General features: G+C 71.2%; 22 protein-coding genes and 1 pseudogene. 11 read left to right on the top strand and 12 right to left on the bottom strand.

The window, feature by feature from the left end:
- The first annotated feature begins 111 nt into the window (after positions 1-111).
- The 8 genes from E0H26_RS17965 to E0H26_RS17930 all read left to right on the top strand — a co-directional run bounded on the left by E0H26_RS17965 (position 112) and on the right by E0H26_RS17930 (position 8,319).
- Positions 112-453, top strand: coding sequence for a PadR family transcriptional regulator (locus E0H26_RS17965; protein ID WP_131304973.1), 342 nt, complete (start codon positions 112-114; stop codon positions 451-453).
- Positions 450-1,394: a permease prefix domain 1-containing protein gene (locus E0H26_RS17960; protein WP_131304971.1), complete on the top strand. Its 945-nt coding sequence runs from the start codon at positions 450-452 to the stop codon at positions 1,392-1,394. The genes E0H26_RS17965 and E0H26_RS17960 overlap by 4 nt, the downstream gene beginning before the upstream one ends.
- Positions 1,395-1,555: 161 nt before the next feature.
- Positions 1,556-2,152: a LemA family protein gene (locus E0H26_RS17955; RefSeq protein WP_206025209.1), complete on the top strand. Its 597-nt coding sequence runs from the start codon at positions 1,556-1,558 to the stop codon at positions 2,150-2,152.
- Positions 2,152-4,149, top strand: a complete 1,998-nt coding sequence (locus tag E0H26_RS17950) for a M48 family metallopeptidase (protein WP_131304969.1) — start codon at positions 2,152-2,154, stop codon at positions 4,147-4,149. Before E0H26_RS17955 ends, E0H26_RS17950 begins: the two co-directional genes overlap by 1 nt.
- A gap of 128 nt (positions 4,150-4,277) precedes the next feature.
- Entirely contained in the window at positions 4,278-5,561 is a 1,284-nt protein-coding gene (locus E0H26_RS17945; protein ID WP_131304967.1) for a sensor histidine kinase, read from the top strand.
- An 11-nt stretch (positions 5,562-5,572) separates the two neighbouring features.
- A complete protein-coding gene (locus E0H26_RS17940; RefSeq protein WP_131305028.1) occupies positions 5,573-6,286 on the top strand; it encodes a response regulator in 714 nt (237 codons plus the stop codon).
- A gap of 81 nt (positions 6,287-6,367) precedes the next feature.
- Entirely contained in the window at positions 6,368-7,261 is an 894-nt protein-coding gene (locus tag E0H26_RS17935) for an ABC transporter ATP-binding protein (RefSeq protein WP_131304965.1), read from the top strand.
- Positions 7,258-8,319, top strand: coding sequence for an ABC transporter permease (locus tag E0H26_RS17930; RefSeq protein ID WP_131304963.1), 1,062 nt, complete (start codon positions 7,258-7,260; stop codon positions 8,317-8,319). The genes E0H26_RS17935 and E0H26_RS17930 overlap by 4 nt, the downstream gene beginning before the upstream one ends.
- 91 nt (positions 8,320-8,410) lie before the next feature.
- Here the strand turns inward: E0H26_RS17930 and E0H26_RS17925 are convergent, their stop codons facing one another.
- The 3 genes from E0H26_RS17925 to E0H26_RS17915 form a co-directional block, all read right to left on the bottom strand.
- A complete protein-coding gene (locus tag E0H26_RS17925) occupies positions 8,411-9,031 on the bottom strand; it encodes a ribonuclease FAU-1 family protein (RefSeq protein ID WP_240742245.1) in 621 nt (206 codons plus the stop codon).
- Positions 9,032-9,129: 98 nt separating this feature from the next.
- Positions 9,130-10,434: an MFS transporter gene (locus E0H26_RS17920; RefSeq protein WP_131304961.1), complete on the bottom strand. Its 1,305-nt coding sequence runs from the start codon at positions 10,432-10,434 to the stop codon at positions 9,130-9,132.
- The gene (locus tag E0H26_RS17915; RefSeq protein WP_131304959.1) at positions 10,431-11,045 is read right to left on the bottom strand and encodes a winged helix-turn-helix domain-containing protein; all 615 of its coding nucleotides are present in this window, start codon (positions 11,043-11,045) and stop codon (positions 10,431-10,433) included. The genes E0H26_RS17920 and E0H26_RS17915 overlap by 4 nt, the downstream gene beginning before the upstream one ends.
- Before the next feature lie 229 nt (positions 11,046-11,274).
- Here E0H26_RS17915 and E0H26_RS29985 point away from each other — a divergent pair.
- A pseudogene (locus E0H26_RS29985) lies at positions 11,275-11,533 on the top strand (ABC transporter permease); the annotation flags it as partial.
- Positions 11,534-11,589: 56 nt separating this feature from the next.
- Here E0H26_RS29985 and E0H26_RS17905 read toward each other — a convergent pair.
- Positions 11,590-12,327 carry a GntR family transcriptional regulator gene (locus tag E0H26_RS17905; protein ID WP_206025207.1) on the bottom strand — a complete coding sequence of 246 codons (738 nt, stop codon included), beginning with the start codon at positions 12,325-12,327 and terminating at the stop codon, positions 11,590-11,592.
- Positions 12,328-13,117: 790 nt separating this feature from the next.
- Positions 13,118-13,867, bottom strand: coding sequence for a YebC/PmpR family DNA-binding transcriptional regulator (locus E0H26_RS17890; RefSeq protein WP_131304952.1), 750 nt, complete (start codon positions 13,865-13,867; stop codon positions 13,118-13,120).
- Positions 13,868-14,267: 400 nt separating this feature from the next.
- Between E0H26_RS17890 and E0H26_RS17885 the strand changes: the two genes are divergently transcribed.
- The gene (locus tag E0H26_RS17885; protein WP_131304950.1) at positions 14,268-15,614 is read left to right on the top strand and encodes an O-antigen ligase family protein; all 1,347 of its coding nucleotides are present in this window, start codon (positions 14,268-14,270) and stop codon (positions 15,612-15,614) included.
- Positions 15,615-15,675: 61 nt separating this feature from the next.
- Here the strand turns inward: E0H26_RS17885 and pdxT are convergent, their stop codons facing one another.
- The 6 genes from pdxT to pgsA form a co-directional block, all read right to left on the bottom strand.
- Positions 15,676-16,329 carry a pyridoxal 5'-phosphate synthase glutaminase subunit PdxT gene (pdxT, locus tag E0H26_RS17880; protein WP_131304948.1) on the bottom strand — a complete coding sequence of 218 codons (654 nt, stop codon included), beginning with the start codon at positions 16,327-16,329 and terminating at the stop codon, positions 15,676-15,678.
- A 74-nt stretch (positions 16,330-16,403) separates the two neighbouring features.
- Positions 16,404-17,324, bottom strand: a complete 921-nt coding sequence (pdxS, locus tag E0H26_RS17875) for a pyridoxal 5'-phosphate synthase lyase subunit PdxS (RefSeq protein WP_131304946.1) — start codon at positions 17,322-17,324, stop codon at positions 16,404-16,406.
- Positions 17,325-17,467: 143 nt separating this feature from the next.
- Positions 17,468-17,974, bottom strand: coding sequence for a hypothetical protein (locus E0H26_RS17870; RefSeq protein ID WP_131304944.1), 507 nt, complete (start codon positions 17,972-17,974; stop codon positions 17,468-17,470).
- Positions 17,975-18,000: 26 nt separating this feature from the next.
- Positions 18,001-19,161 (bottom strand): glycosyltransferase family 4 protein, encoded by a 1,161-nt coding sequence (locus tag E0H26_RS17865; RefSeq protein ID WP_131304942.1) that lies wholly within the window; start codon positions 19,159-19,161, stop codon positions 18,001-18,003.
- Positions 19,162-19,175: 14 nt separating this feature from the next.
- Positions 19,176-20,054 carry a phosphatidylinositol mannoside acyltransferase gene (locus E0H26_RS17860; protein ID WP_131304940.1) on the bottom strand — a complete coding sequence of 293 codons (879 nt, stop codon included), beginning with the start codon at positions 20,052-20,054 and terminating at the stop codon, positions 19,176-19,178.
- A gap of 52 nt (positions 20,055-20,106) precedes the next feature.
- Positions 20,107-20,739: a phosphatidylinositol phosphate synthase gene (gene pgsA / locus E0H26_RS17855; RefSeq protein WP_131304938.1), complete on the bottom strand. Its 633-nt coding sequence runs from the start codon at positions 20,737-20,739 to the stop codon at positions 20,107-20,109.
- A 242-nt stretch (positions 20,740-20,981) separates the two neighbouring features.
- Between pgsA and E0H26_RS17850 the strand changes: the two genes are divergently transcribed.
- Positions 20,982-23,132: an elongation factor G-like protein EF-G2 gene (locus E0H26_RS17850; protein ID WP_131304936.1), complete on the top strand. Its 2,151-nt coding sequence runs from the start codon at positions 20,982-20,984 to the stop codon at positions 23,130-23,132.
- A 12-nt stretch (positions 23,133-23,144) separates the two neighbouring features.
- On the opposite strand, the gene E0H26_RS17845 is transcribed toward E0H26_RS17850, so the two are convergent.
- A complete protein-coding gene (locus E0H26_RS17845; RefSeq protein ID WP_131304934.1) occupies positions 23,145-24,203 on the bottom strand; it encodes an aldo/keto reductase in 1,059 nt (352 codons plus the stop codon).
- Positions 24,204-24,437 lie beyond the last annotated feature (234 nt).

Here is a 24,437-nt window from a genome sequence, read left to right as displayed (position 1 = left end):
TTGGCGGCTTATGCCCCGACACAAAGTGCAAGATCGCGTGGGGACGGTGTCGTGTGGGGGACAGTGTTGTGTGGTGGACATTGGTGTGTGGCACACAGTATTGTGTGACGCATGGGTAGTGACGATGTGCTGCGGACGCATCTGCAGGAGTTGCGGCGGGGGACGGTGGTGGTGGCCAGCCTGGTCGCGCTGCGTCGACCGGACTACGGGTACGCGCTGCTGCAACGACTCACCGGGCACGGCTTTGCGGTGGACGCCAACACCCTCTACCCGCTGCTACGCCGGCTGGAGGAGCAGGGGCTGCTGACCAGCGAGTGGAACACCGAGGAGAGCCGGCCGCGCAAGTTCTACCGCACCAGTGCCGAGGGCGAGTTGCTGCTGCGCCGGCTACTCGACGACCTCGCCGCCGTGCAGACCTCCCTGACCGCCCTGATCGAAGGAGACCCCCGATGACGACCTCCCTCACCGATCGCTACCTCGCCGCCACGCTGCGCTCGGTGCCGACCGCGCGCCGCGAGGAGATCGCCGACGAACTACGCGCCTCGATCGGCGACATGATCGACGGCCGGACCGCCGACGGCCTCGACGCCACGACGGCCGAGCGGGAGGTGCTCACCGAGCTGGGCAACCCGGCCCAACTGGCCGCCCGATACACCGATCGACGGCTCCAGCTCATCGGCCCGGAGTACTTCCTGCCCTGGCGCCGGCTGCTGATCGCGCTGGTCAGCACCATCCCGGCCATCGTCGGGGTGCTGATGGCCGGGCTGGAGGCGACCACCGCCGACAACCCGGCCGGCGCCATCGGTGCGGGCATCTCCGCGGCGTTCAACGTGGCGGTACAGATCGCCTTCTGGGTGACGGTCGTCTTCGCGGTGCTGGAACGGCTCGGCACCCCGCTGCACCTGCCGGAATGGACCGTCGACCAACTCCCCGACGAGCCCGTCGAACGGGACGTCAGTCTCACCGACGTCTGCGCCTCGATCCTGTTCCTGGGCCTGACCATCGCGTTCCTGCCGTGGCAGCAGTTCCAGACGGTGATCGGCGACGGCGACCGGCTGCCGGTTCTCGACCCGGCGCTCTGGACGTCCTGGCTGCCGGCGCTGATCGCCGTCCTGGTCGCCAGCATCGGGCTGGAGTTCGCCAAGTACCGGGCCCGCCGATGGACCTGGCCACTGGTCGGCGTCAACGCCCTGCTCGGTCTCGCCTTCGCGGTGCCGGCGATCTGGCTGCTGCTCACCGACCGGCTGTTCAACCCCGACTTCGTCGCCCGGTTCGCGTGGCTGCGCGACGGCGGCATCGACACGGTCGCCCGGATCAGCGTCGTGGTGATCGTCGCCATCACGCTCTGGGACATCGCCGACAGCGCGATGAAGGCCCGCCGGGCCGCCCGCTGACGGCGGCTCCGGTCGGCGGGCGGGACGCGTGGGCGTCCCGCCCGCCGACTGTGCCCTCGGCCAAGCGGTACGACAGGTCGGCGAAGCGGCCAGGAGCGGGGGCTGGTCCGGCGAACGTACGATGATCAGCGAAAGATCCGACGCGTACCCAGGGAGCGGCCGTGGAAGTGATCATCGGATTGGTATGTCTGGTCTTGATCGTCGTGGCGGTGCTCGGCTTCGGCGTCTCGATCTACAACGGGCTGGTCCGGGCCCGCAACGCGTACCGCAACGCCTTCGCCCAGATCGACGTGCAGCTGGTCCGCCGGCACGACCTGATCCCCAACCTGGTCGAGACCGCCAAGGGCTACCTCAAGCACGAGCGGGAGACCCTGGAGGCGGTGATCACCGCCCGTAACGCCGCCGTCAACGCGCAGGCCACCGCCGCGGCGGCCCCGGGCGACCCGGCGGCGATGCAGCAGCTCAGCGGCGCGGAGAACGCGCTGACCGCCACCCTTGGCCGGCTGTTCGCGCTCTCCGAGGCGTACCCGGACCTCAAGGCCAACCAGAACATGATGCAGTTGTCGGAGGAGCTGACCTCGACGGAGAACCGGGTCGCCTTCGCCCGGCAGGCATACAACGACGCGGTGATGGCCTACAACAACAAGCGTGAGGTCTTCCCGTCCAGCCTGGTCGCGGGGATGTTCTCGTTCGGGCCGGCCGCGCTGTTCGAGCCCGACGACCCGCAGCAGCGCCAGGCCCCGCAGGTCTCCTTCTGATGAACTTCTTCGAACGGCAGCGCCAGGTACGCCGGCTGTCGACCCGGTTGGTGCTGCTGTTCGTGCTGGCCGTGATCGGCATCGTGGTGGTGGTGAACGTCGCGGCGATCATCGCGTTCAACGCCACCGACGCCGATCCGGCCCAGCTCGCCGGTTTCGTGGCCATGGTGACCGTGGCCACCGTCGCGGCGATCGGGCTGGCCGCGCTGGTGCGTACCCTCGCGTTGCGCGGCGGCGGTGGGAAGGTGGCCCGCGAGCTGGGCGGGGTGCCGGTGCCGGCGGACACCACCGACCCGGAGCTGCGCCGACTGCGCAACGTCGTCGAGGAGATGGCGTTGGCCTCCGGCGTACCCGTGCCCGAGGTCTACGTGCTGCCCGAGGAGACGGCGATCAACGCCTTCGCCGCCGGCTGGGGCCCGTCGGACGCCGCCGTCGCGGTCACCCGGGGCGCGTTGCAGCGGCTCAACCGCGACGAACTCCAGGGGGTCATCGCCCACGAGTTCGCCCACGTGGTGAACGGGGACATGCGGCTCAACATCCGGCTGATGGGCCTGCTGTTCGGCATCCTGTTCCTGACCGTGATCGGTCGGGGCATGGCCCGCTTCGGGCTGATCAGCGGCGCCGGCCGGCAGCGCAGCAGCAACAGCGGCGGTGGCGGGGTCAACCCGCTGGCGCTGGTGGGGCTGGCGCTGCTGGTCGCCGGGTACGTCGGCGTGCTCGCCGGGCGGCTGATCCAGGCGTCGGTGTCCCGGCAGCGGGAGTACCTCGCCGACGCCTCGGCCGTGCAGTACACCCGGCAGACCCGGGGCATCGCCGGGGCGCTGAAGAAGATCGGCGGACTCTCCGACGGCTCCGAGCTGAAGTCGCCCAAGCGCGACGAGGTCGGGCACATGCTCTTCGGCGAGGCGGCCCGAGCCTCCTGGTTCGCCACCCACCCACCGCTGGCCGACCGGATCCGCGTGCTGGAGCCCTCGTTCGACCCGGCGGAGCTGCAACGGCTGTCCCGGCAGTGGGCGGCGGCACCCCCGTCGGGCCGGCAGGAGGATGTCGCGCTGGGCCTGGCCCCAGCCGGACCAGCCGCACCGGGTCAGGGGGTACCGCCGCAGGCCGCGTCGGGCGCAGCGGCACGGCCCGGCGCGCCGGGGCTGCCGGTGGCGGGGACCCGGGTACGCCTCGCGCCGACCGAGGTACTCCGGCGGGTGGCCGCCCCGACCGAGAACGCCTACAGCCATGCCGCGGCGCTGCTCGACCAGATTCCGGGTCCGCTGCTCGACCGGGCCCGCAACCGGGAGACCGCCGTACCGCTGCTGCTCGGCCTGCTGCTCAGTGCCGAGCCCGAGGTCCGGCAGCACCAGTACGCCGCCCTGGCCGAGCGGCACGGACGCGACCTGGCCGACGCGGCGATCGGTCAGGCGCAGGCCCTGGCCGGGCTGCACCCGATGCTCGTGCTGCCGCTGGCCGAGCTGACCTTCCCGGCCCTGCGCGCCCGGTCGGCCCCGGAGGTGGAGGCGCTGCTGGCGGCCGTGTTCACGTTGATCCACGCCGACGGTGCGATCAACGTGTCCGAGTACTGCCTGTCCCGGCTGTTGCTGGCCGAGATCCAGGAGTTGCTGCGTCCGGACTCCCGCTGGCGCACCGACCGGCGGACGCTCACCGACGCCCGCTCCGCCGCGGGCTTCCTGCTGGCCACGCTCGCCCAGGTCGGGCACGCCGAGCCGGCCGACGCCGAACGGGCCTTCCAGGCCGGCATCGGTACGCTGCTGCCGGGCAGCACAGTGGCGTACGCCCCGCCGGAGAACGGCGTACTGGCCCTGGAGACCGCCTGGCCGGTACTGGACGGCCTGCGCCCGGCGGACAAGGAGCGGCTGGTCGCGGCCGTGGTGGCGGTGATCAGCCACGACGGGATGATGACCGTGGCCGAGATCGAGTTGCTGCGTACCATCTGCGGCCTGCTGCACTGCCCGCTGCCACCGATGGCCGGCGCCGGGATCGGCTGACCGCGCCATCCGCCGGCCACGCCACGGCCGTTCGCCCGCCCAGCGGCGAGCGGCGGCCGGGCCGGGGTGGGCAGGATCATCTCGGGTGTCGTTGGGGCACCGGGCGCCGGGGTGGCATCCTCACCGGAGTGACCAGCGAGACGGTTGACGAATGGCGGCGCCCGGGACCCACCGCCGCGCAGCGGCGACTGGACCGCTACTTCGGTCTGGCGGCGACGCTCCTGGCACTGTTCAGCCTCACCCTGGTCCGCAGCACCGGGGCGTTCCTGCTCGGGTCGCCGCCGTCCGGCCTCGAACAGGTGCTCTGGACCATCGCGGTGCCGCTGCCGCTGATCTGGCGGCGCCGCTATCCCGCCGCCACCGCGCTGGTCGTCTCCGCCGCGTTCATCGGGGCGCAGGCCCGGGCCGTCCCCGAATGGCAGCTCTCCCAGTGGGCGCTGTTCGCCGCCATCTTCACCCTCGGTGCGTGGGGCCGGGACCGTCGGCTGGCCCGACGACTGCGGATCGGCGTGATCGCCGCCATGTTCGTCTGGATGGCGATCTCCTACACGATCAACTACAGGTCCCTCCCCCCGGACGCCTTCGAGAACGCGGTCGGGCCGGTCCCCCCGCTGCTCGCCGCGATCGTCACCGGCGTAATGATCAACTTGCTGTTCTTCGGGTTCGCGTACTTCTTCGGTGAGACCGCCTGGATCGCCGCGCGACGGCAGCATCAGCTGGCCGAACAGGCCGAACAACTGCGCCGCTCGCAGGCCGAGGCCCGCGAGCACGCGGTGATCGGTGAGCGGGTCCGGATCGCCCGTGAGCTGCACGACGTGGTCGCCCACCACGTGTCGGTGATGGGCGTGCAGGCGGCGGCCTGTCGCCGGGTCCTCGACAAGGACCCGGCCAAGGCCCGGACCGCGCTGGCCTCGATCGAGGAGAGCGCCCGCACGGCCGTGGACGAGCTGCGCCGGATGCTCGGCGTGCTGCGGGCCCACGACCGCGAACCGGCGGAGGCGCCGCAACAGGCCGCCGGGATCGACCAGGTCGAGACGTTGGTCGGTCGGGCACGCGAGGCCGGGCTGGCGGCCTCCCTCGGGGTGTACGGCGATCCGACGCCGCTGCCCGGGTCGGTCTCCCAGGCGGTGTACCGGGTGGTGCAGGAAGCGGTGACGAACACGCTGAAACACGCCACCGGGGCGAGGACCCTCGACGTACGGATCCGCTATCTGGCGCAGGAGGTGGAGGTCGAGGTGACCGACGACGGCCGGGCCACCCGCCCGCCGAACGCCGACGGGCTGGGACTGGTCGGGATGCGGGAACGGGTCGCGACCCACGGCGGTGAGCTGGAGGTCGGGCCGCGTACCGGCGGTGGTTGGCGGGTACGGGTCCGCATTCCGCTGCCGGTGACGGCGGGACGGCCGGCATGAGCACCGATCGGATGCCGGACCACCCCGGCGACCACACGCACCGGCCCGACCGGCCGATCCGGGTGCTGCTGGCCGACGACCATCACCTGGTGCGTACCGGCTTCCGCGTCATCCTGGAGATCGAGGACGACATCGAGGTGGTCGGCGAGGCCGCCAACGGGGAACGGGCGGTCAGCATGACCCGGGCGCTGCGCCCGGACGTGGTGTTGATGGACGTGGAGATGCCCGAGGTGGACGGGCTGGAGGCGACCCGACGGATCAGCGCCGACCCGGACCAGCCGGGCCCGGCCGTGCTGATCCTCACCACCTTCGACCGAGACGACTACCTGTTCGCCGCGCTACGCGCCGGGGCCAGCGGCTTCCTGCTCAAGAACGGCACACCGGAGGCGCTGGTCGAGGCGATCCGGGTGGTGGCCCGTGGGGACGGCCTGCTCGCCCCGGAACTCACCCGCCGGGTGATCGCCACCTTCGCCCGGCAGGGCGGCACGAGCGGCGGCGTGATCGATCCGGAGGCGGCGCTGCGTGAGCTCACCCCCCGCGAGCGGGAGGTCCTGGTGCTGATCGCCGGGGGTGCCAGCAACGCCGAGATCGCCGGCACGCTGCACCTCGGCGAGGCGACCGTCAAGTCGCACGTCAGCCGGGTACTGGCCAAACTGGAGCTACGCGACCGGGTACAGGCGGTGGTTTTCGCGTACGAGCAGGGGGTGGTCCGACCCGGCGGGTGAGCGACTCCGTCGCGAGGGGGAGTCCCGACTTCCACCGCCGGGCGGAGGGCAGTCGCCCGTCGAGGACCTAGCGTGAGGACCGTGACCACGGTGCTCCGCCTCGACGGCGTCGACCGCAGCTTCGGCGACCGTCAGGTGCTCAAGAATGTGTCCTTCGATGTCGTCGCCGGTCGGATGACCGGCTTCGTCGGCGGTAACGGCGCCGGCAAGACGACCACCATGCGGATCATCCTCGGCGTGCTGGCCGCCGACGCGGGCCAGGTGACCTGGCAGGGTACGCCGCTGAGCCGGGAGGCCCGGGGGCGCTTCGGCTACATGCCGGAGGAACGCGGCCTGTATCCGAAGATGAGCGTCCGCGAACAGGTGATCTATCTGGGCCGGTTGCACGGGCTGACCGCCGAGGCCGCCCGGCGCTCCACCGACACGCTGCTGGACCGGATCGGGCTCGGTGAGCGGGGCGACGACCTGCTGGAGACGCTGTCGCTGGGCAACCAGCAGCGCGCCCAGATCGCCGCCGCGCTGGTGCACGACCCCGAGGTGCTGGTGCTCGACGAGCCGTTCTCCGGGCTGGACCCGCTGGCCGTGGACACCATCGTCGCGGTGCTGCGCGAGCGAGCCGCCGCCGGTGCCCCGGTGCTCTTCTCCAGCCACCAGTTGGACGTCGTCGAGCGGCTCTGCGACGACCTGGTGATCATCGCCGACGGCGCGATCCGGGCCGCCGGCAGCCGCGAGCAGCTGCGCGCGTCGTACACCACGCCCCGATACGAACTGGTGGTGGAGACCGACGCCGGCTGGCTGCGGGACCAGCCCGGGGTGAGTCTGGTCGACCTGGACGGCGCCCGCGCCGTCTTCGACCTCGCGCCCGGCTCGGACGAACAGCCGGTGCTGCGCGCGGCGCTGGACCGTGGCCCGGTCCGCGCGTTCCGCCCGGTCACGCCCTCACTCGCCGAGATCTTCCGAGAGGTCACCCAGTGAACACCTTCGACGCCACCCGGCTGGTCGCCGCCCGCGAGATCCGGGTCAAGCTGCGTGACCGTACCTTCCTGATCAGCACGATCGTCTTCCTGGTCATCGCGGCGGGGGCGACCATCCTGCCGTCGCTGCTGTCCGGCGGACCGTCCACCGTGGCGGCCACCGAGGCGGCGGCCGGGCCGCTGCGCGAGGCGGGGCTTCAGGTGCGTACCGTGCCGGACGACGCCGCCGCGGAGCAGGCGGTGCGCGACGGCGACGTCGATGCCGCAGTCGTCGCCGGCCCGGTCGTGCTGGCCATGAACGACGCCCCGAACGACGTGGTCAACGCGTTGAGCACCCGGCCCCCGGTCGAGCTGTTGAATCCGGACGCGGTGGACCCGACGCTGACCTTCCTGGTGCCGTTCGCGTTCGCCTTCATCTTCCTGATCACCTCGCAGACCTTCGGTGTGCAGATCGCGCAGAGCATCATCGAGGAGAAGCAGACCCGGATCGTGGAGATCCTCGTCGCCGCGGTACCGGTCCGGGCGTTGCTGGCCGGCAAGATGCTCGCCGGCACGATCCTCGCGCTCGGGCAGATCGCCCTGGTCGCCCTGGTCGCGCTGACCGGCATGGCGTTCGGCGGCAACGACGGGCTGGTCTCCCTGCTCGGGCCGGCGATCGGTTGGTTCATCCCGTTCTTCCTGCTCGGCTTCGTGTTGATCGCCTCGATGTGGGCGGCGGCCGGCGCGCTGGTCAACCGGCTGGAGGACATCGGCGGTGTGTCGATGCCGGTGCAGCTCGCGGTGATGCTGCCGTTCTTCGCGGTGGTCTTCCTCAGCGACAACGTCGGCGCCATGCGGTTGCTGTCCTACCTGCCGTTCTCGGCGCCGACCGCGATGCCGCTGCGGCTGTTCACCGGCGACGCCGCGCTCTGGGAGCTGTTCGTCTCGCTGGCCCTGCTGCTGGTGACGGCGATCGGGTTCCTGCTCGCCGGGGCCCGGGTGTACGAGGGTTCGCTCCTGCGTACCAACGGCCGCACCTCGGTCCGGACCGCCTGGCGGGAGCGCGAGACGCTGGGCTGACCGACGGCGGCTGTCGCGGAGGCGGCGGTGCCGCGTCCGGCCGAGGGCCACCTCACGCTTTCGAGGATTGCCTTCCCCAGCCCGCAACGGGTCAGCAGGGGACGCTGGACCAGCCAGCGGGGAGGCTCGGGGTCTGCCAGGTCGGGTCGGGCCGCCAGGACGCCCAGGACTCGTCCCACCACCGTTGGCCCGCGTCGAGCAGCGCGGCGATCCGGTCCCCCTCGGCGCGGATCGCCTCGCCCATCCCGGGGTAGCGTCCCTCCACCAACCGTTGGGCGAAGATCTCCACATCCTTGAAGACGTACCGGTCGGCGTCCGCCGCCCACCACAGGTCAAGCTCATGATCGAGGGTGTCCACCCCGATCGGCGTACGCCGCAGCGGGTCTTGGAGGTTGAAGTACCACCCGGCGAAGTCCCGCTGCGGGCCGGACCAGAACACGTCGACCGAGTGGGCCTCGCCCGGGCGCTGGAGCATCAGCTTGCCATGCCCGGTCCAGGCCCGCTGGCCGGCAACATGCCAGGGGTGCCGCCCACACGGGAAGCTCCCCTCTTCGGGAAAACCGAACTCGGCGCCGGACGGCAGGTAGAGCGCGAGCAGGTCGGGAGAATCCTCGACGCAGATCGTCGGGCAGGCGAACCAGACCTCACCACGCAGGATCTCCCGCCGGACCACCACGTCGCCCGGCCTGAACCGCTCGCCTGCCGCCTGCACCCGGACCTCCTGGTCAGTCCTGCCTCGACTCCGGCCGATACTCCCCGATCCGAGCCGCCGCAGCCGGCTCCGCCACGCCTGCGGTGCTTCAGATCCCGCTACCGACTCGTCTCCTCGGGCAGCGTGCGCATGGCGCGAAGCGGGGAGAAGACGATCCAGAACACTCCGAGCAGGGCACCGAGGCTGGCGATCCAGAGCGTGGGACGGACCCCGATCGCGGCGCCGAGGGTCCCGCCGACCAGGGCACCGATCGGTCGGATGCCGTAGTTGACGGTGCGCCGGAAACCGGCGACCACGGCGAGCATCGCCACCGGTGTGGCCGCGATCTGCACCGATCCGGTCGCGATGTCGAGGATCATGACGCCCAGCGCGGAGACGAACTCGGCCGCGAACAGCAGCGCGAGCACCAGCGGCTGCGGCCCCACCGCCAGCGGTACGAGGAGCAACGGGGCCGGGAAGACGACGAATCCGAGCAGCACTGCGGGGCCGATGCCGATTCGGCGACTGATCGCGGCGGTGACCGCCGCGCCGAGCAGTCCGCCGAACGCGCCCGCCCCGATGATCACACCCAGCACGCCCGGGGAGACGCCCAGTTCGGTGGTCACGTAGAGCACGAAGAGCGCGGCGAACATGTAGTTGAACAGGTTCAGCGTGGTGGTGCCGAGCAGCGTCGCCCGGAGGATCGCCGAGCGGGCCACGTACCGTACGCCGGCGGCCATGCCCAGGCCGGAGCCGCCCGGTGCGGGACGCTCGGTGACCCTGGTCCGGGCCAGGAAGACCGCCGAGGTCAGATAGGTGAGTACGCCGGAGAAGAGCGCGACCGGGGCGGTGAGCACCTGCACCAGCACGCCACCGACGCTGGGACCGGCCAGGTGCGACAGGGCCCTGCTGCCGTTGATCAGACTGTTGGCGTCCACATAGTCGGGCCGCTGCACCAGGGCGGCGAACAGGCTGCTGTGCGCCACCTCGAAGTACACCGAGAGGATCCCGATCAGGAAGACCATGGCACAGAGCAGCGGCAGGTTCAGCACGTCCGCCCACCACAGCAGCGGCACGGCCAGCAGCAGGCCGGCCCGGCCGAGGTCGGTGACGATCATTACTCGGCGTCGGCGTGGCTGCCGGTCCACCCAGGCGCCGGCCGGCAACGAGAAGAACAGGTTCGGCAGCAGCGCGGCGGCGGTCAGGTAGCCCATCTCGGCGGGCCCGGCGCCGACCGCGAGCAGGGCCAGCAGCGGTACGGCGAGCATGGTGATCTGGTCGCCGAAGAGGGAGACGGTCTGCGCGGACCAGTAGCGGCGGAAGGCGGTCTGCTGGAGTAGCCGGGGGACGGTCTGCTGGAGTAGCCGGGGGACGCGCGGCCGGCCCGGTGGTGCCGGTTCGGCCAGGACGAGAGGTTCGGTCATGGCCGGTTCTCGTCCGCTGGCCGCTCGGCGGGTACGGGGCCACGCGGCAGCGCCATCTGGACGACCATCACCGGGCGGGACCCGGCTGGGCGTTTCGCCGGGTCGGCGATCCGCTCGTCGTACCGGGCCAGCAACGCGTCGATCTGCTCGGTGACCTCACGCAGCTCGGCGGCGGTGACATGCAGCAACGCGTCGCCGAAGCCGGCGGCGACCCGCCACTGCACGGGTTCGTCGGCGCGGATGGCGAGGTAGTCCTGCGCGCGTTGCAGGTAGAGGGCGAGCATCACACCGTTGAGCTGGTCCGCGGCGGCCTTCATGACCGGGTCGTCGGAGTCGTCGTCCCAGGACGTGTACTGCGTGGTGGCCCGCCAGGGCCGTTCCCGGCCGTCCGCCCCGGGAACCCGTTCGGCGAACCCGTACTTGGCGAGCTGCCGCAGGTGGAACGAGCAGTTCGGCACGTTGTCGTCGAGCCGGGCAGCCGCCTGGGTGGCGGTCATCGGGCCCTCGCCGCGCAGCAGCCCGATCAGGCGCATCCGCAGCGGGTGCGCGTACGCCCGCAGGGCGCGTGGGTCGGTGATTCTGATGGCCCGCTGCGGCACCTCGTCGCTCATATAGTAGAGAATGCTTTAGAAAGCTTTCTCTAGCAACCCCCTGCGGCGCTTCCACCGCGGGCACCCCGTGCACGCGAATCAGGGCGCGTACGCGGGCTGGCGGCTCAGGCCCGCGACCAGCACAAACCCACTCACCAAACCTAATCACCCCCTCAGTCGCACGTCAGGTGCGCTGCCCTCTGGCGGGCAGGACGTGAAGGTTGCTCTGCGAGGGGAGGTGATGAAGTGAGCCGGCTGGGTGGGCCTGGGCGGGCTCACCGGGTTCAGGGTGGTTGCACCCCTGGGACGACTTCAGCATCAACACCGCGATCACGTTGCCGATCGGGGTAGAGGTCGACGTCGCGTACGCATTGCGGACGTGGTTGTCGGGCCCGGTCGCGGGCCGGGCACGCCGGTTCGCCAAGTGGTCCGCCATCGGGTCTCTGCTGGTGGGCGCACTCGGCCTGGTGGCGTATCGCCCCAGCAGCTGGGTAGGGGCCTCATCGGCTTCCATGTGCAGCCGGCAGAAGCAGCCCTCAGGTAGCTTCCTTAGAGCGCGTTCAGCTCATGTCAGGTCGATCTGGTAATCCAAGCTGACCCGATCGGCAGGGATCGTGATCTCAGCAACCTCCATCACCTGGCTGTTGACGTACGTCTGCCGCGTGATGACCACAACCGGCACTCCGCCGGGAATCTTCAGGGTGTCGACTTCGTCAGCAACAGGCATCCTCGCCCGGACCTGTTCCCGTATCGACGTGATCGTGTAACCGAGGCTGTAGAGCTGGGACGTGTTGCCGCCGGGCCAGGGCTCGTTGGCGGGATCAGCAACGGGCGTCCCGGCGACCGTCTCCAGCAGCAGATAGGACGTCGACATCTGCTGCGGTACGCCCGAGTTCCGGAAGACGAATCGCCGCTCAAGCAACATCGTCCCTGGCTCCACCTCGAAAAGTTCGGCCACGGCCTGGGTCGCAGGCACCTCACGGAACTTCTTGTCGAGGGCGTAGGCCGCCCATCCGATCTGCTGGTCAGCGGTGAAGGACGTCCCCAGTTCCCCGGATCGGACCTGATCAAGCTCTTTGCGGTAGCGGTCGGAGCCGAGACGACGGACGGGCATTACAGGCCGGGCATACGTGCCTCGACCCATCTCCGTCACCACCAAGCCCTCGGCGCGCAGGAGCGCCAGGGCCTCACGGACCGTTCCGCGCGCGACGGAAAACTCAGCCATCAGGGTCGATTCGCTGGGTAGCAGCAACCCAGGCGGGATCACGCCGGAGAGGATCCGGCGACGCAGTTCGTCTGCCACGACCCGATAGCGGGCTGGCTCCGTGTGCGGGGTAGGCACGCCCAACCGTACCGCCGATCTTCCGGAGTCTCATCCTCGCCGCACCCGGCCGGCGAGCCTGTATAGACAGGTCGCCTAGACAGGTTCTACCGTAGCAATGCAACCGGCACGGAGAGTGATCTAGGGGTAGGTGCCCCGTGCCGGTTGCCCTCAACGACTCTGGGAGGTAGCAGTGAGAGTGAAGTGGTTTCAGCGCCCGACTGAGCCCGTAGACACGGTGGGAGCAGCCACCAGGTACGCCAGGCAGGATGGTCAGCCTCGTCCAGCCTGGGACGGCCCAACGATGCTGCTGCCGACAAGGCCGTTGATGACTCGTGCCGGCTGGTGGCGCTCAAGCTTCGCCATGGGCCGGTTGAACCAGCGCCGGTACGGCAGTCGTCCAGGCGGTAACCAGAAGCCCCACCGTGGCGCTTCCTGACGTCCGGCCAGAGGTCCCGTTTCGTGTCCAACTCAGCTGGACGACTGTCGACAGCCACAACGGCAATCCGTGTTCCTGCTGCCAGCCGGGCGGGAGCTGCGTAATCAAAGTCCTTGATCGGCCCACCTATGACGGGTGGATCTGGATTGAGGGATACCAGCTCAACGCAGCTGGTGACGCCACTGAGCGGAGGGCTCTGTACGTCCTGAAGAACGGCCTCAGGAGGCTGTAGAACGCAGAAAAGCCCCCGTCCTAACAGGATGGGGGCCACTGCCGTTTAGAGCTGAAAATGACTCAGGCCCTTGTTGAGGTACTCACCGAGCAGCCTGACTCTCAGGTCGTTTGTGCAAGTATCTCGTCGGAGACGTCGAAGTTGGCGTAGACGTTCTGCACGTCGTCGCTGTCCTCCAGGACGTCGATCAGCTTGAAGATCTTGCGGGCGCCCTCCTCGTCCAGCGGCACGGTGACGCTGGGGACGAGCGAGGACTCGGCCGACTCGTACTCGATGCCGGCGTCCTGTAGCGCGGTGCGTACCGCCAGCAGGTCACCCGGCTCGGAGACCACCTCGAACGCCTCGCCCAGGTCGTTGACCTCCTCGGCGCCCGCGTCGAGGACCGCCAGCATCACGTCGTCCTCGGTGGCGCCCGCCTTCGGCACGATCACCACGCCCTTGCGGGAGAACATGTACGACACCGAGCCGGCGTCGGCGAACGAGCCGCCGTTGCGGGTCAGCGCGGTGCGTACCTCGGTGGCCGCCCGGTTGCGGTTGTCGGTCAGGCACTCGATCAGCAGCGCGACGCCGTTCGGGCCGTACCCCTCGTACATGATCGTCTGGTAGTCGGCGCCGCCGGCCTCCAGGCCGGAGCCGCGCTTGACCGCGCGGTCGATGTTGTCGTTGGGAACCGAGTTCTTCTTGGCCTTCTGGATGGCGTCGTAGAGGGTCGGGTTGCCGGCGGGGTCGCCGCCGCCGGTCCGCGCCGCGACCTCGACGTTCTTGATCAGCTTGGCGAACATCTTGCCGCGCTTGGCGTCGATGACCGCCTTCTTGTGCTTGGTCGTCGCCCACTTTGAGTGGCCGGACATCTGTTACCTCCGTTGCTACCCGCCGTCTGCATCGACCGCACCGCGCACGCCTCGCTCCGCACCCGCGCACGCGGTGGTGCCGGTCAGCTCTGGTGGAAGCCGTGGCGGCCAGATGGCCCTGCCGAATCTCGGCAATCCTACCGACGTACGTGCGGCGCCCGTCACCCGCCGCACGTCAGCAGGCCGACGAATCACCCGGCTCACCGCATAGCAGACAAAAATCCTCATGCCGCCCGCTCCGCACCGCATCCCACCAGAAGTCGGAAACCACCGATCGACAGAGGGAGAAGTTGGTATGAATGGTGCACGTCATTGAAGTTCATGCGATACGAGACGACCTAGGGGCGACATGCCGGCCCACCGCCACAGGCTCACCGCACGTCAGCGTACGTCCGAACTGGTGATGGTCCTGCTCATCCTCGCCGCGTTCGGCCCGTACATCGGGCCCGGCGTCCGTACCGAACAGGTCGCTGTCGTCGCCGTCGCCGCGCTGGCGTTCCTCACCCGCGCCCACCTCCTCGCCTCGATCCCGCCGCTGGTCACGCTGCTCATCGCCCTCATTGCCACATATGTCGCGCTTGCGGGATTCGCCTCCCTGGGCGACCCCACGGCCGGCGTCGGGTACAAGCCCGTCGGTCTCTGGGCCGGCCTCGACAACCTGCTGTTACCCATTGCCGTACTCGTCGCCGGGTACCTCGTCGCCACCGGAACTGCCGACCGCGCCCGGCTCATTCGCGTCGCGGCGATGACGCTGGTCGTCCTCCTCGCCCTGAACACGGTCGCCGCCTATCTGACGCTGCTGGGGCCGAGCCCGTTGGACGAGTTGCTGCCACGGTGGTGGAACAGCAGCGGGCAGACCAGCACCGCGGAGCGCGCGGCGACGATGGGCCGGTACTCGGGCATCTTCAACCAGCCCGCGGAAGCCGGCGTCATGTACTCCCTCGGGCTGATCGCGGCGGTGTACCTGCTGCGCCACCGCCCGCTGCGCCTCGCCGCGATCGGCATCGTCCTCGCCATCGGCGGCCTGCTCACCGCATCGAAGATCTTCCTGCTGATCGGGCTACCGATCGCCCTCTGGCAGACCTGGCGCGGGGCGCCATGGCGCAGCCGGGTCGGCTCCGTCCTTGCCCTGGGTGGCGTACTCGTCGTCTTCGACTACCAGGCCCGGCAGCCGGACTCGCCGATCGGCGGGGTGCTGCTCGACGCCTGGTTCAACCCGCAGGGCCGCAAGGGCAGCCTGCTCTCCTTCTACACCGCCTCCCGGCTCGGCGAGAACTCCACCCTGGCCGACGCCGCCGGCCTGGTCTTCGACCACTCCCCGTGGTTCGGGTTCGGTCTGGGCGGGATCCGCGTCGCCTACGACAGTGCGTGGGTGGAGGCGCTGGTGATGGCCGGCGTGTTCGGGCTCCTGCTCCAGGGCGCCATCATGGCGGTCCTGGTCGCCTGCTGGCTACAGACCCGCAAATGGGCCGATCCGGCGGCGGTACGCTTCGGCGCCGGGCTGGTCATGGTGGTGGTCGCCGGATCGATGGGGCTGTCCACCCTGACGTCCAACCGGGTCACCACCGTGGTGTGGCTGCTGATCGCCCTGCTGCTGGTGCGGCCACCGGCGGCCCGCCAGGAACCGGCAACGACCCCGGCCGCCGCTCGTCCTCCGCTGGTCGCACAGGGAAGCGGAGATCGCGGCGGCAGGCCGCGCCGGGACGCAGGCGAGCAGCGCGCGAGGGCTGTACGACTGCCGGTGTGACCGGGCCGGCCGCGCCGGCTCAGCTCACGGCGCGGGCCAACTCAGTTCACGGCGCGACCAGTCAGCTCACGGCGCCGACCAGGCGTACGAAGTAGCGGTGCAGCCGCAGGTCACCGGTGAGTTCCGGGTGGAACGAGGTGGCGAGCAGGTTGCCCTGGCGCACCGCCACGATCCGGGTGCCGACCGGCGCGGGGGCGTCGTGCCGCCGCCCTGAAGCCGCCGGCGGCGCGGTGGGAGCGTCGAGCACGGTGCCGAGCACCTCGACCCCGGCGCCGACCCGCTCGACCCAGGGCGCCCGGATGAAGACCGCGTGCAGCGGGCCACCGTCGATGCCGGTGATCTCCACGGGTGCCTCGAACGAGTCGACCTGGCGGCCGAAGGCGTTGCGCCGCACGGTCATCGCGATGCCGTCGAAGCCGCGCTGGTCCGGTCGGCCATCGAGCACCTCGGCGGCCAGCATGATCATGCCGGCGCAGGAGCCGTAGACCGGCAGGCCGGCGGCGATCCGCTTGTCGATCGGTTCACGTAGTTCGAAGATGTCGACCAGTTTGCTGATCGTGGTGGACTCCCCGCCGGGGATGACCAGGCCGTCGACGGCGTCCAGTTCCGCCGGTCGGCGTACCGGACGGGCCTGCGCGCCCACGGCGGTCAGGGCGGCGAGGTGTTCGCGGACGTCGCCCTGAAGGGCGAGCACGCCGATCACGGGTGCCGTCACGTGTGCTCCTCCGAGATGTTAAGAAGGGACCCCTGCTCTACCGGAGGCGTTAACAGGGGGCCCTTCCTTTCGATTCACCAGCCGCGGTCGGCGAGGCGGTGCGGGACGGGGATGTCGTCGACGTTGATGCCGACCATCGCCTCGCCGAGACCCCGGGAGACCTTGGCCAGCACGTCCGGGTCGTCGTGGAAGGTGGTCGCCTTGACGATCGCGGCGGCCCGCTGGGCGGGGTTGCCGGACTTGAAGATGCCGGAGCCGACGAAGACCCCCTCGGCGCCGAGCTGCATCATCATCGCCGCGTCGGCGGGGGTGGCGATACCACCGGCGGTGAACAGCACCACCGGCAGCTTGCCGGCCTCGGCCACCTCCTTGACCAGCTCGTACGGCGCCTGCAACTCCTTCGCCGCGACGTACAGCTCGTCGGTCGGCAGGGTCTGGAGCCGACGGATCTCCTGACGGATCTTGCGCATGTGGGTGGTGGCGTTGGAGACGTCCCCGGTGCCCGCCTCGCCCTTGGAGCGGATCATGGCGGCGCCCTCGGTGATCCGCCGCAGCGCCTCGCCCAGGTTCGTCGCGCCGCAGACGAACGGCACGGTGAAGGCCCACTTGTCGATGTGGTTGGCGTAGTCGGCCGGGGTCAGCACCTCGGACTCGTCGACGTAGTCGACGCCGAGCGCCTGGAGGATCTGCGCCTCGACGAAGTGGCCGATCCGCGCCTTGGCCATCACCGGGATGGAGACGGCGTCGATGATGCCGTCGATCATGTCGGGATCGCTCATCCGGGACACCCCGCCCTGGGCGCGGATGTCGGCGGGCACCCGCTCAAGCGCCATCACCGCGACCGCGCCGGCGTCCTCAGCGATCTTGGCTTGCTCGGGAGTGACCACGTCCATGATCACACCGCCCTTGAGCATCTCGGCCATGCCCCGCTTGACGCGGGCGCTGCCGACGACCGGGGTGGTGTCGCTGGCGTTCGGGGAAGTCGTCTCGGACACGGGTCATCGCTCCTTGAGGGCGCACGGGCGGGGCAGCGAAATGCTACGACCGCCGCAACGCCGTTCCGACAGCCAATCAGACCCGTGGTGGCCTTAGGTGTGGCCGCCGTCACGCTGTGCCAGTCGGGCCGCCGCAGCCCAGGTCAGCGGGTGGGGACGTCGGCGGCGGGGACGGTGAGCGTCGGGTCGTCGATGTCGAAGTAGCGCGGCCAGGTGTGCCCGCGCCCCATCCGCAGCAGGCGTACCAGGGGCCGGCCGCGCGCCGTACGAGCGTCGCGGACCAGGTCGGTGTGCACCTGCCGGGCCAGGGCGAGCCGCCGGCTGGCCGCGATGACCGCCTCGCAGTCCGGGTCGCTGGGATCGAGTCGAACGGCCCGCAGCTGCCGGGTCAGGTCGTTCTCGGCCGCTTCCCGCTCGTCCGGCTGTGCGTCGAGCGCGATCCGGGCCGCCGCGTACAGCTCCACGCCGTAGCGGCGTTCGGCCAGCACCGCGGCGGCGGCGGCGCGGCGCAGCAGGTGGGCGTCCAGGGCCCGGGCCGCGAGCTGCGCGCGGGCCTGGAGCCGCTCGACCCGGCCGGCGGTCCAGATCAGGTACGCCGCCACCAGGGCGACGACCAGCGTCCCGCCCACCACCCACCACATGCCCGGCATCGTAGTGCTGCTCCCGTTCCTCCCGATCAGTCCGACCCCACCCACTCCTGGTCGATCACCCGCCCGTCGGTCGCCTCGATCGCCGCTGCGTATACCTCCAGAACGCGGCGGGCAACCACCGGCCAGTCGAAATTTGCCACCACCTGATCACCGCAGGCGGTCAGCTCCGCCCGCTGGGCCGCGTCGTCGAGCAGTTCGGCAAGCGTCGCACGCAACGCCACCGCGTCGCCGGTGGGAAACAGCCGCCCGGCCCGGCCGTTGTCCAGCACCCGGCGGAAGGCGTCGAGGTCGCTGGCGACCACCGTGGTACCGGCGGCGAGCGCCTCGGTGAGGATCATGCCGAACGACTCACCGCCGGTGTTCGGCGCCACGTAGAGATGCACGCTGCGCAGCATGCGGGCCTTGTCCGCCTCGGACACCAGGCCGAGGAAGGTGACCCGATCCCGAAGCCCGGGCGGAAACCGGTCGAACAGGTCGTCGCGGTCACCGGGGCCGGCCACCAGCAGGCGCAGCCCGGGGCGCTGTTCGGCCAGTTCGACGAAGGCGTCCCGCAGGATCGGGAAGCCCTTACGCGGCTCGGTGAACCGGCCCAGGAAGCCGAGCGTGCCGTCGGCACCGGGCGAGCACTCCCCCGGCCAGCCGGGCAACGGCTCGACCCCGGCGAACTTGGCCACCGCCACCCCGTTGGGAATCTCCACCGCACCCCCGTCGAGGTGCTCGACCTGCACCTTGCGGGCCAGCGCGCTCACCGCGATCCGGGCGGTGATCCGCTCCAGCACGATCTGGAGCACGCCCTGAGCGGCCGAGAGCACCCGGGATCGGGTCATCGCGGTGTGGAAGGTCGCCACCACCGGCCCCCGGGCGGAGAGCACGGCGAGCATGGACAGGCTCAGCGCCAACGGTTCGTGCACGTGCAGCACGTCGAAGTCGCCCCGGGTGATCCACCTCCGTACCCGGGCGGTGGAGACCGGCCCGAACGCGATCCGGGCCACCGAGCCGTTGTACGGCAGCGGCACCGACCGGCCGGCCGGCACCACGTACGACGGCAGGGTGGAGTCCTCGTCCGCCGGGGCGAGCACGCTCACCTCGTGCCCGAGCCCGATCAGCGCCTCGGCGAGGTCCATGACGTGGTTCTGCACCCCGCCGGGTACGTCGAAGGAGTACGGGCAGACGATGCCGATCCGCATTGCGCCCGTCCCCCTCAGTCCAGCCACATCCGCTGCAACATGTGCCAGTCTTGCGGATGCCGGGCGATGCCCGCCGCGAGACTGTCGGCGATCAGCTGGGTCAGCGACCGGACTCGCCCGTCCAGCGTGCCTTCCTCGGGTCCCGGCACCGGCAGCGGGCCTTCCAGCGCGGCGCATGCCGCATCCGGTTCGTACCACATCGAGGCCACGTACAGGGGCGCGCCGGTACGCAGCGCCAGCAGGGCCGGGCCGGCCGGCATCCGGGTCCGGCCGCCGAAGAAGTCCACCTCGACGCCGCGGGCGGAGAGGTCCCGGTCGGCGAGCAGCGGCACCACCGCACCGGCGGCGAGCCGTTCGGTCAGCACCTCCAGCGGCGGCCGGCTACCGCCGGTGGTGGGCAGGATCTCCATGCCCAGGCTCGCCCGGAAGGCCACGAACCGCTTGTAGACGCCCTCCGGTTTGAGCCGCTCCATGACGGTGGACAGCGGCCAGCCGTTGGCCACCACCCAGGCGCCGGCGGCGTCCCAGTTGCCGCCGTGCGGCAGCGCCACCACCGCGCCGCGCCCGGCGGCCACGTCGGCGGCGAGCAGGTCGGCGCCGTCCAGCCTGAACGCGGTGAGCAGCTGCTCGTGACGCAGGGACGGCAGCCGGAACGCCTCCATCCAGTACCGGGCGTACGACCGCAGGCCAGCGCGGACCAGGTCGTCCAGCTCGGCCTCGGGCAGGTCGGGCCCGACCACCCGGCGCAGGTTGTCGCGCAGCCGGGTGACGCTGGGGCCCCCACGGCGGTAGGCCCGGTCGGCGAAGGCGGTGAACGCCGCGGCGGCGACCGGTTGGGGCAGCGCGCGAACCAGCCGCCAGCCGGCGACGAAGCCCAGTTCGGTGAGGTTCACCGGCGCCCCCGCCGCCGGACCGTGCCGGTCACCCGTGACCGGACTGTGCCGGTCACCCGCGGCCGCCCGGCACGTCCACCTGCTGGGCCTGGCGGTACACGTATCGCATCCGCTGTCCCACGGTGAACAGTGACACCGCCGCGAGCAGCCACAGCGCGATCGGCAACGCCGGCTCGACGCCGAGGCCGGTGAGCAGGCCACCGACGCCCACGATCAGCAGCCGCTCGGTGCGCTCGGCGATGCCGACGTTGCCGCTCATCCCGAGCCCTTCGGCGCGCGCCTTGACGTACGAGACGAGACCGCCGGCGGCCAGGCAGATCAGCGCGGCGGCCACGCCCGCGCGGTCGCCGACGCCGGCCAGGTAGAACGCGACCGCGCCGAACACCGCGCTGTCGGCGACCCGGTCCATGCTGGAGTCGAGGAACGCGCCGAACTTCGTGGAGCCGCCACTCATCCGGGCCATCGTCCCGTCGAGCAGATCGGTGAGCGCGAAGACCGTCACGATCAGCGCTCCGGCGACCAGGTGGCCGCGGGCGCCGAAGCCGAGCGCGCCGACGAGCACCCCGAGGGTGCCCGCGACGGTGACCGCGTTGGGGGACACGCCCGCGCGCAGCAGGCTACGGGCGATCGGCTCCACGACGCGGGTCATCCCCGCGCGGGCCGACACTTGGAAGATCTTCGCCATGGCGGTCCCACGATAACGGTCGGTCCTGAGCCGGCGACAGCGCCGGTCCGAGCACGGAGGGTTGTGTCTGTTCGTCATCGGGTGTGAGATCGAGCCGAGAGGGTGACCCAGCTCACCAGACCGCCCGTTGACTGCCCGGTTCGGAGCGATCCACCGGAGGATATCGCCGCAGTACCCCGCTCGGGCCGCATCCCGTCGCGCGCGGCGGTCGCCACCACCACCGGCTGAGGGAGGTGCGCCCGATGGCGCAGAGGAGTCAGGACAAGGCAGTCACCGGGGTACCGGCGGTGACCGATCCCGCGAAGATCCGCAATGTGGTGCTGGTCGGGCGCTCGGGTGCGGGCAAGACGACCCTGGTCGAGGCGCTGCTCGCGGCGACCGGCACGATCACCCGGGCCGGCTCGGTCACCGACGGCAACACCGTCTGCGACCACGACCCGGCGGCCGTACGCCAGCAACGGTCGGTCTCGCTGGCCTGCGCGCCGCTGGTGCACGACGGAATCAAGGTCAATCTGCTGGACACGCCCGGCTACGCCGATTTCGTCGGCGAGTTGCGCGCCGGCCTGCGGGCCGCCGACGCCGCGCTGTTCGTGGTCTCCGCCGTCGACGGGATGGACGCCGCCACGGCGGCGCTGTGGGAGGAGTGCGCGGCCGTCGACATGCCCCGGGCGGTCGCGGTCGCCCGGCTGGATCATCCGCGCGCCGACTTCGACGAGGCGGTGGCGCTCTGCCAGCGGGTCTTCGGTGACAACGTCCTCCCGCTCTACCTGCCGATGCTCGGCGACGACGGGGTCTCCACCGTCGGCCTGCTCGGGCTGATCACCCGGCGGGTCTTCGACTACACCGACGGGCTGCCGCCGCAGGTGCGCCAGCCCGACCCGGAGCACCTGCCGGCGATCGTCGAGTCCCGCAACGAGCTGATCGAGGGGATCATCGCCGAGAGCGAGGACGAGACCCTGATGGACCGGTACCTCGGCGGCGAGGAGATCGACGCCGACATCCTGGTCGAGGACCTGGAGAAGGCCGTCGCCCGGGGACACTTCTACCCGGTGGTGCCGGTCTGCGCGGCCACCGGGGTCGGGGTGGACGCCCTGCTGGAGGTGCTCACCGCCGGGTTCCCGTCGCCGCCGGAGCACGACCTGCCCCCGGTCACCGGGGTGGACGGCTCACCTCGCCCGCCGCTGACCTGCGACCCGGACGGTCCGCTGGTCGCCGAGGTGGTCAGGACCACCGTCGACCGGCACGTCGGGCGGGTCTGCGTGGTCCGGGTCTTCTCCGGCACGCTGCGCCCCGACCAGACGGTGCACATCTGCGGGCACGGGCTGGCCGAACGTGGCCACCCCGACCACGACGCCGACGAGCGGATCGCCCACCTGTACAGCCCGCTCGGCGCCACCCTGCGGGAGGTCGACGTCGCGGTGGCCGGCGACATCTGCGCGATCACCAAGTCCGGCAGCGCGGAGACCGGCGACACCATCTCCGCGAAGCACGACCCACTGCTGATCGCCCCGTGGGAGATGCCCGAGCCGCTGCTGCCGGTGGCGATCGTGGCCCGGTCCCGGTCCGACGAGGACGCCCTGGCCCGCAATCTGTCCCGGCTGGTGGCCGGCGATCCGACCCTGCGGTTGGAGCGCAACCCGCAGACCCACCAACTGGTGCTGTGGTGCATGGGCGAGGCACACGCCGACGTGGTTCTCGACCGGCTGCACGCCGGCGGGGTCGAGCTGGACACCGAACCGGTCAAGGTGGCGTTGCGGGAGACCCTGACGGCGCCGGCCGCCGGGCACGGCCGGCACGTCAAGCAGTCCGGTGGGCACGGCCAGTACGCGGTCTGCGACATCGAGGTGGAGCCGCTGCCGCGCGGCGCCGGCTTCGAGTTCGTCGACCGGGTGGTCGGCGGGGCGGTCCCGCACAACTACATCCCCTCCGTGGAGAAGGGGGTACGCGCCCAACTGGAACGCGGCCTGGTCGCCGGCCACCCGGTGGTGGACCTGCGGGTGACCCTGGTCGACGGCAAGGCGCACAGCGTGGACTCGTCCGACGCGGCGTTCCAGACCGCCGGCGCACTGGCCCTGCGCGACGCCGCGGCCAAGGGGCAGCCGGCGCTGCTGGAACCGGTCGACGAGGTGACCGTACGGGTGCCCGACGGCAACGTGGGCACGGTGCTGGGTGACCTGTCCGGCCGACGCGGCCGGGTGCTCGGCACCGAGCCCGACCCGGAGTCCGAGGGCCGGACCCTGGTACGTGCCGAGGTGCCCGCCACCGAACTGCTGCGCTACGCCATCGAGCTACGCGCGCTGACCCACGGCGCGGGCACCTTCCGCCGCCACTTCGTCCGCTACGACCCGATGCCCGATCACCTCGCGGACCAGATCCGCAAGGAGCACGCCTGACGGCAGGGGCGATCAGGGACGGGCGGTGGGAAGCATCGGGCTGGGCCAGTAGGGTCGGTCGGCCTCCAGCAGGGCGGCGCGGCGCAGCGCGGCGAGCTGGCGTTCGACCTCGGCGAAGTGGTCGGGCGCGAGGGGGCCGAGGGCCAACGCGGCGGCATTCTCCTCGACCTGGGCGACGCTGCGGCAGCCCGGGATCGGGATCGTGCGGTCGCTGCGGGCCCAGATCCAGCCCAGCGCGCCCTGGGCGAGGGTACGCCCGTCGGCGGTCAACGCCGCCCGGACCGCCTGGACCCGGCGCAGCCACTCCGGGGCGGGCCGGCCGCCCCGGAACCACTCCAACCAGCCCGAGGTCATGCCCCGGATGTCGTCGTGGGGCAGCGTCGAGGCGGGGTGGTACTTGCCGGTGAGCAGGCCCATGCCGAGCGGTCCCCGGTTGACGCTGGCCAGGTCGTACTTCTCGCAGATGCCGAGCAGGTCGGGGGCATCGCGCAGCACGGAGAGGCTGTGCTGCACGGCGGCGGCGTGCGGGGCGTACTGGCCGAGGGCGGTGGCGCGGTCGGCCCGGTCGGTGCTCCAGCCGTACGCCCGGACCAGGCCGTCGGTCACCAACTCCTCCAGCGTGCCGATCAGCGCCTGCGCCCGGGGCACCGACAGGTCGGCCAGGTGCAGCTGGTAGAGGTCGATCCGGTCGGTGCCGAGGCGACGCAGCGACTCCCGTACGGCCCGCCGCAGGTAGGCCGGTGAGGCGTCCGTCCCGGTGGCCTGCCGGGCCTGCTCGTCGAAGGTGTAGCCCCACTTGGTGGCGATGACCGCCTCGTCGCGTCGACCGGCCAGGGCCCGCCCGAGGAGGCGCTCGCCGTGCCCGGCACCGTACGTGTCGGCGGTGTCGAAAAGCGTCACGCCGAGGTCGAGCGCCCGGCGGATCGCCCGGACCGATTCCGCGTCGTCAACGGCGCCCCAGCCCAGCGGGGTACGCCCCTCCGCCCAGGGGCCGGCGATCGCCCAACAGCCCATGCCCAGGGCGCTGACCTCGATGCCGCTGCGGCCCAGCATCCGCGTCGACTCCACCATCGGCGCATCGTGCCATCTTGGGGGCGAAACTTCGCAGAGATCCATCACGATCATCCGTACGAACGACCGGAGTGGACGGATCACCCGAAGCCGGCCCCGCTGCACCTCCGTTCCCCGTCGCGGCCTCCCCACCCCAGCTCAGGGCCGGCTGCGGGCGCACCACACCGCGACCCGATGTTGACCGAGGGTGTCCACAGGCTCACCGGTTCCCCACTTCGCCGCCCTTTGCTCTGC

The sequence above is a fragment of the Micromonospora zingiberis genome (assembly GCF_004331455.1).
Classification (GTDB): Bacteria; Actinomycetota; Actinomycetes; order Mycobacteriales; family Micromonosporaceae; genus Micromonospora; species Micromonospora zingiberis.
The sequence above is the reverse complement of the archived record's forward strand: the minus strand, read 5'-3'. Positions and strand labels throughout refer to the sequence as shown.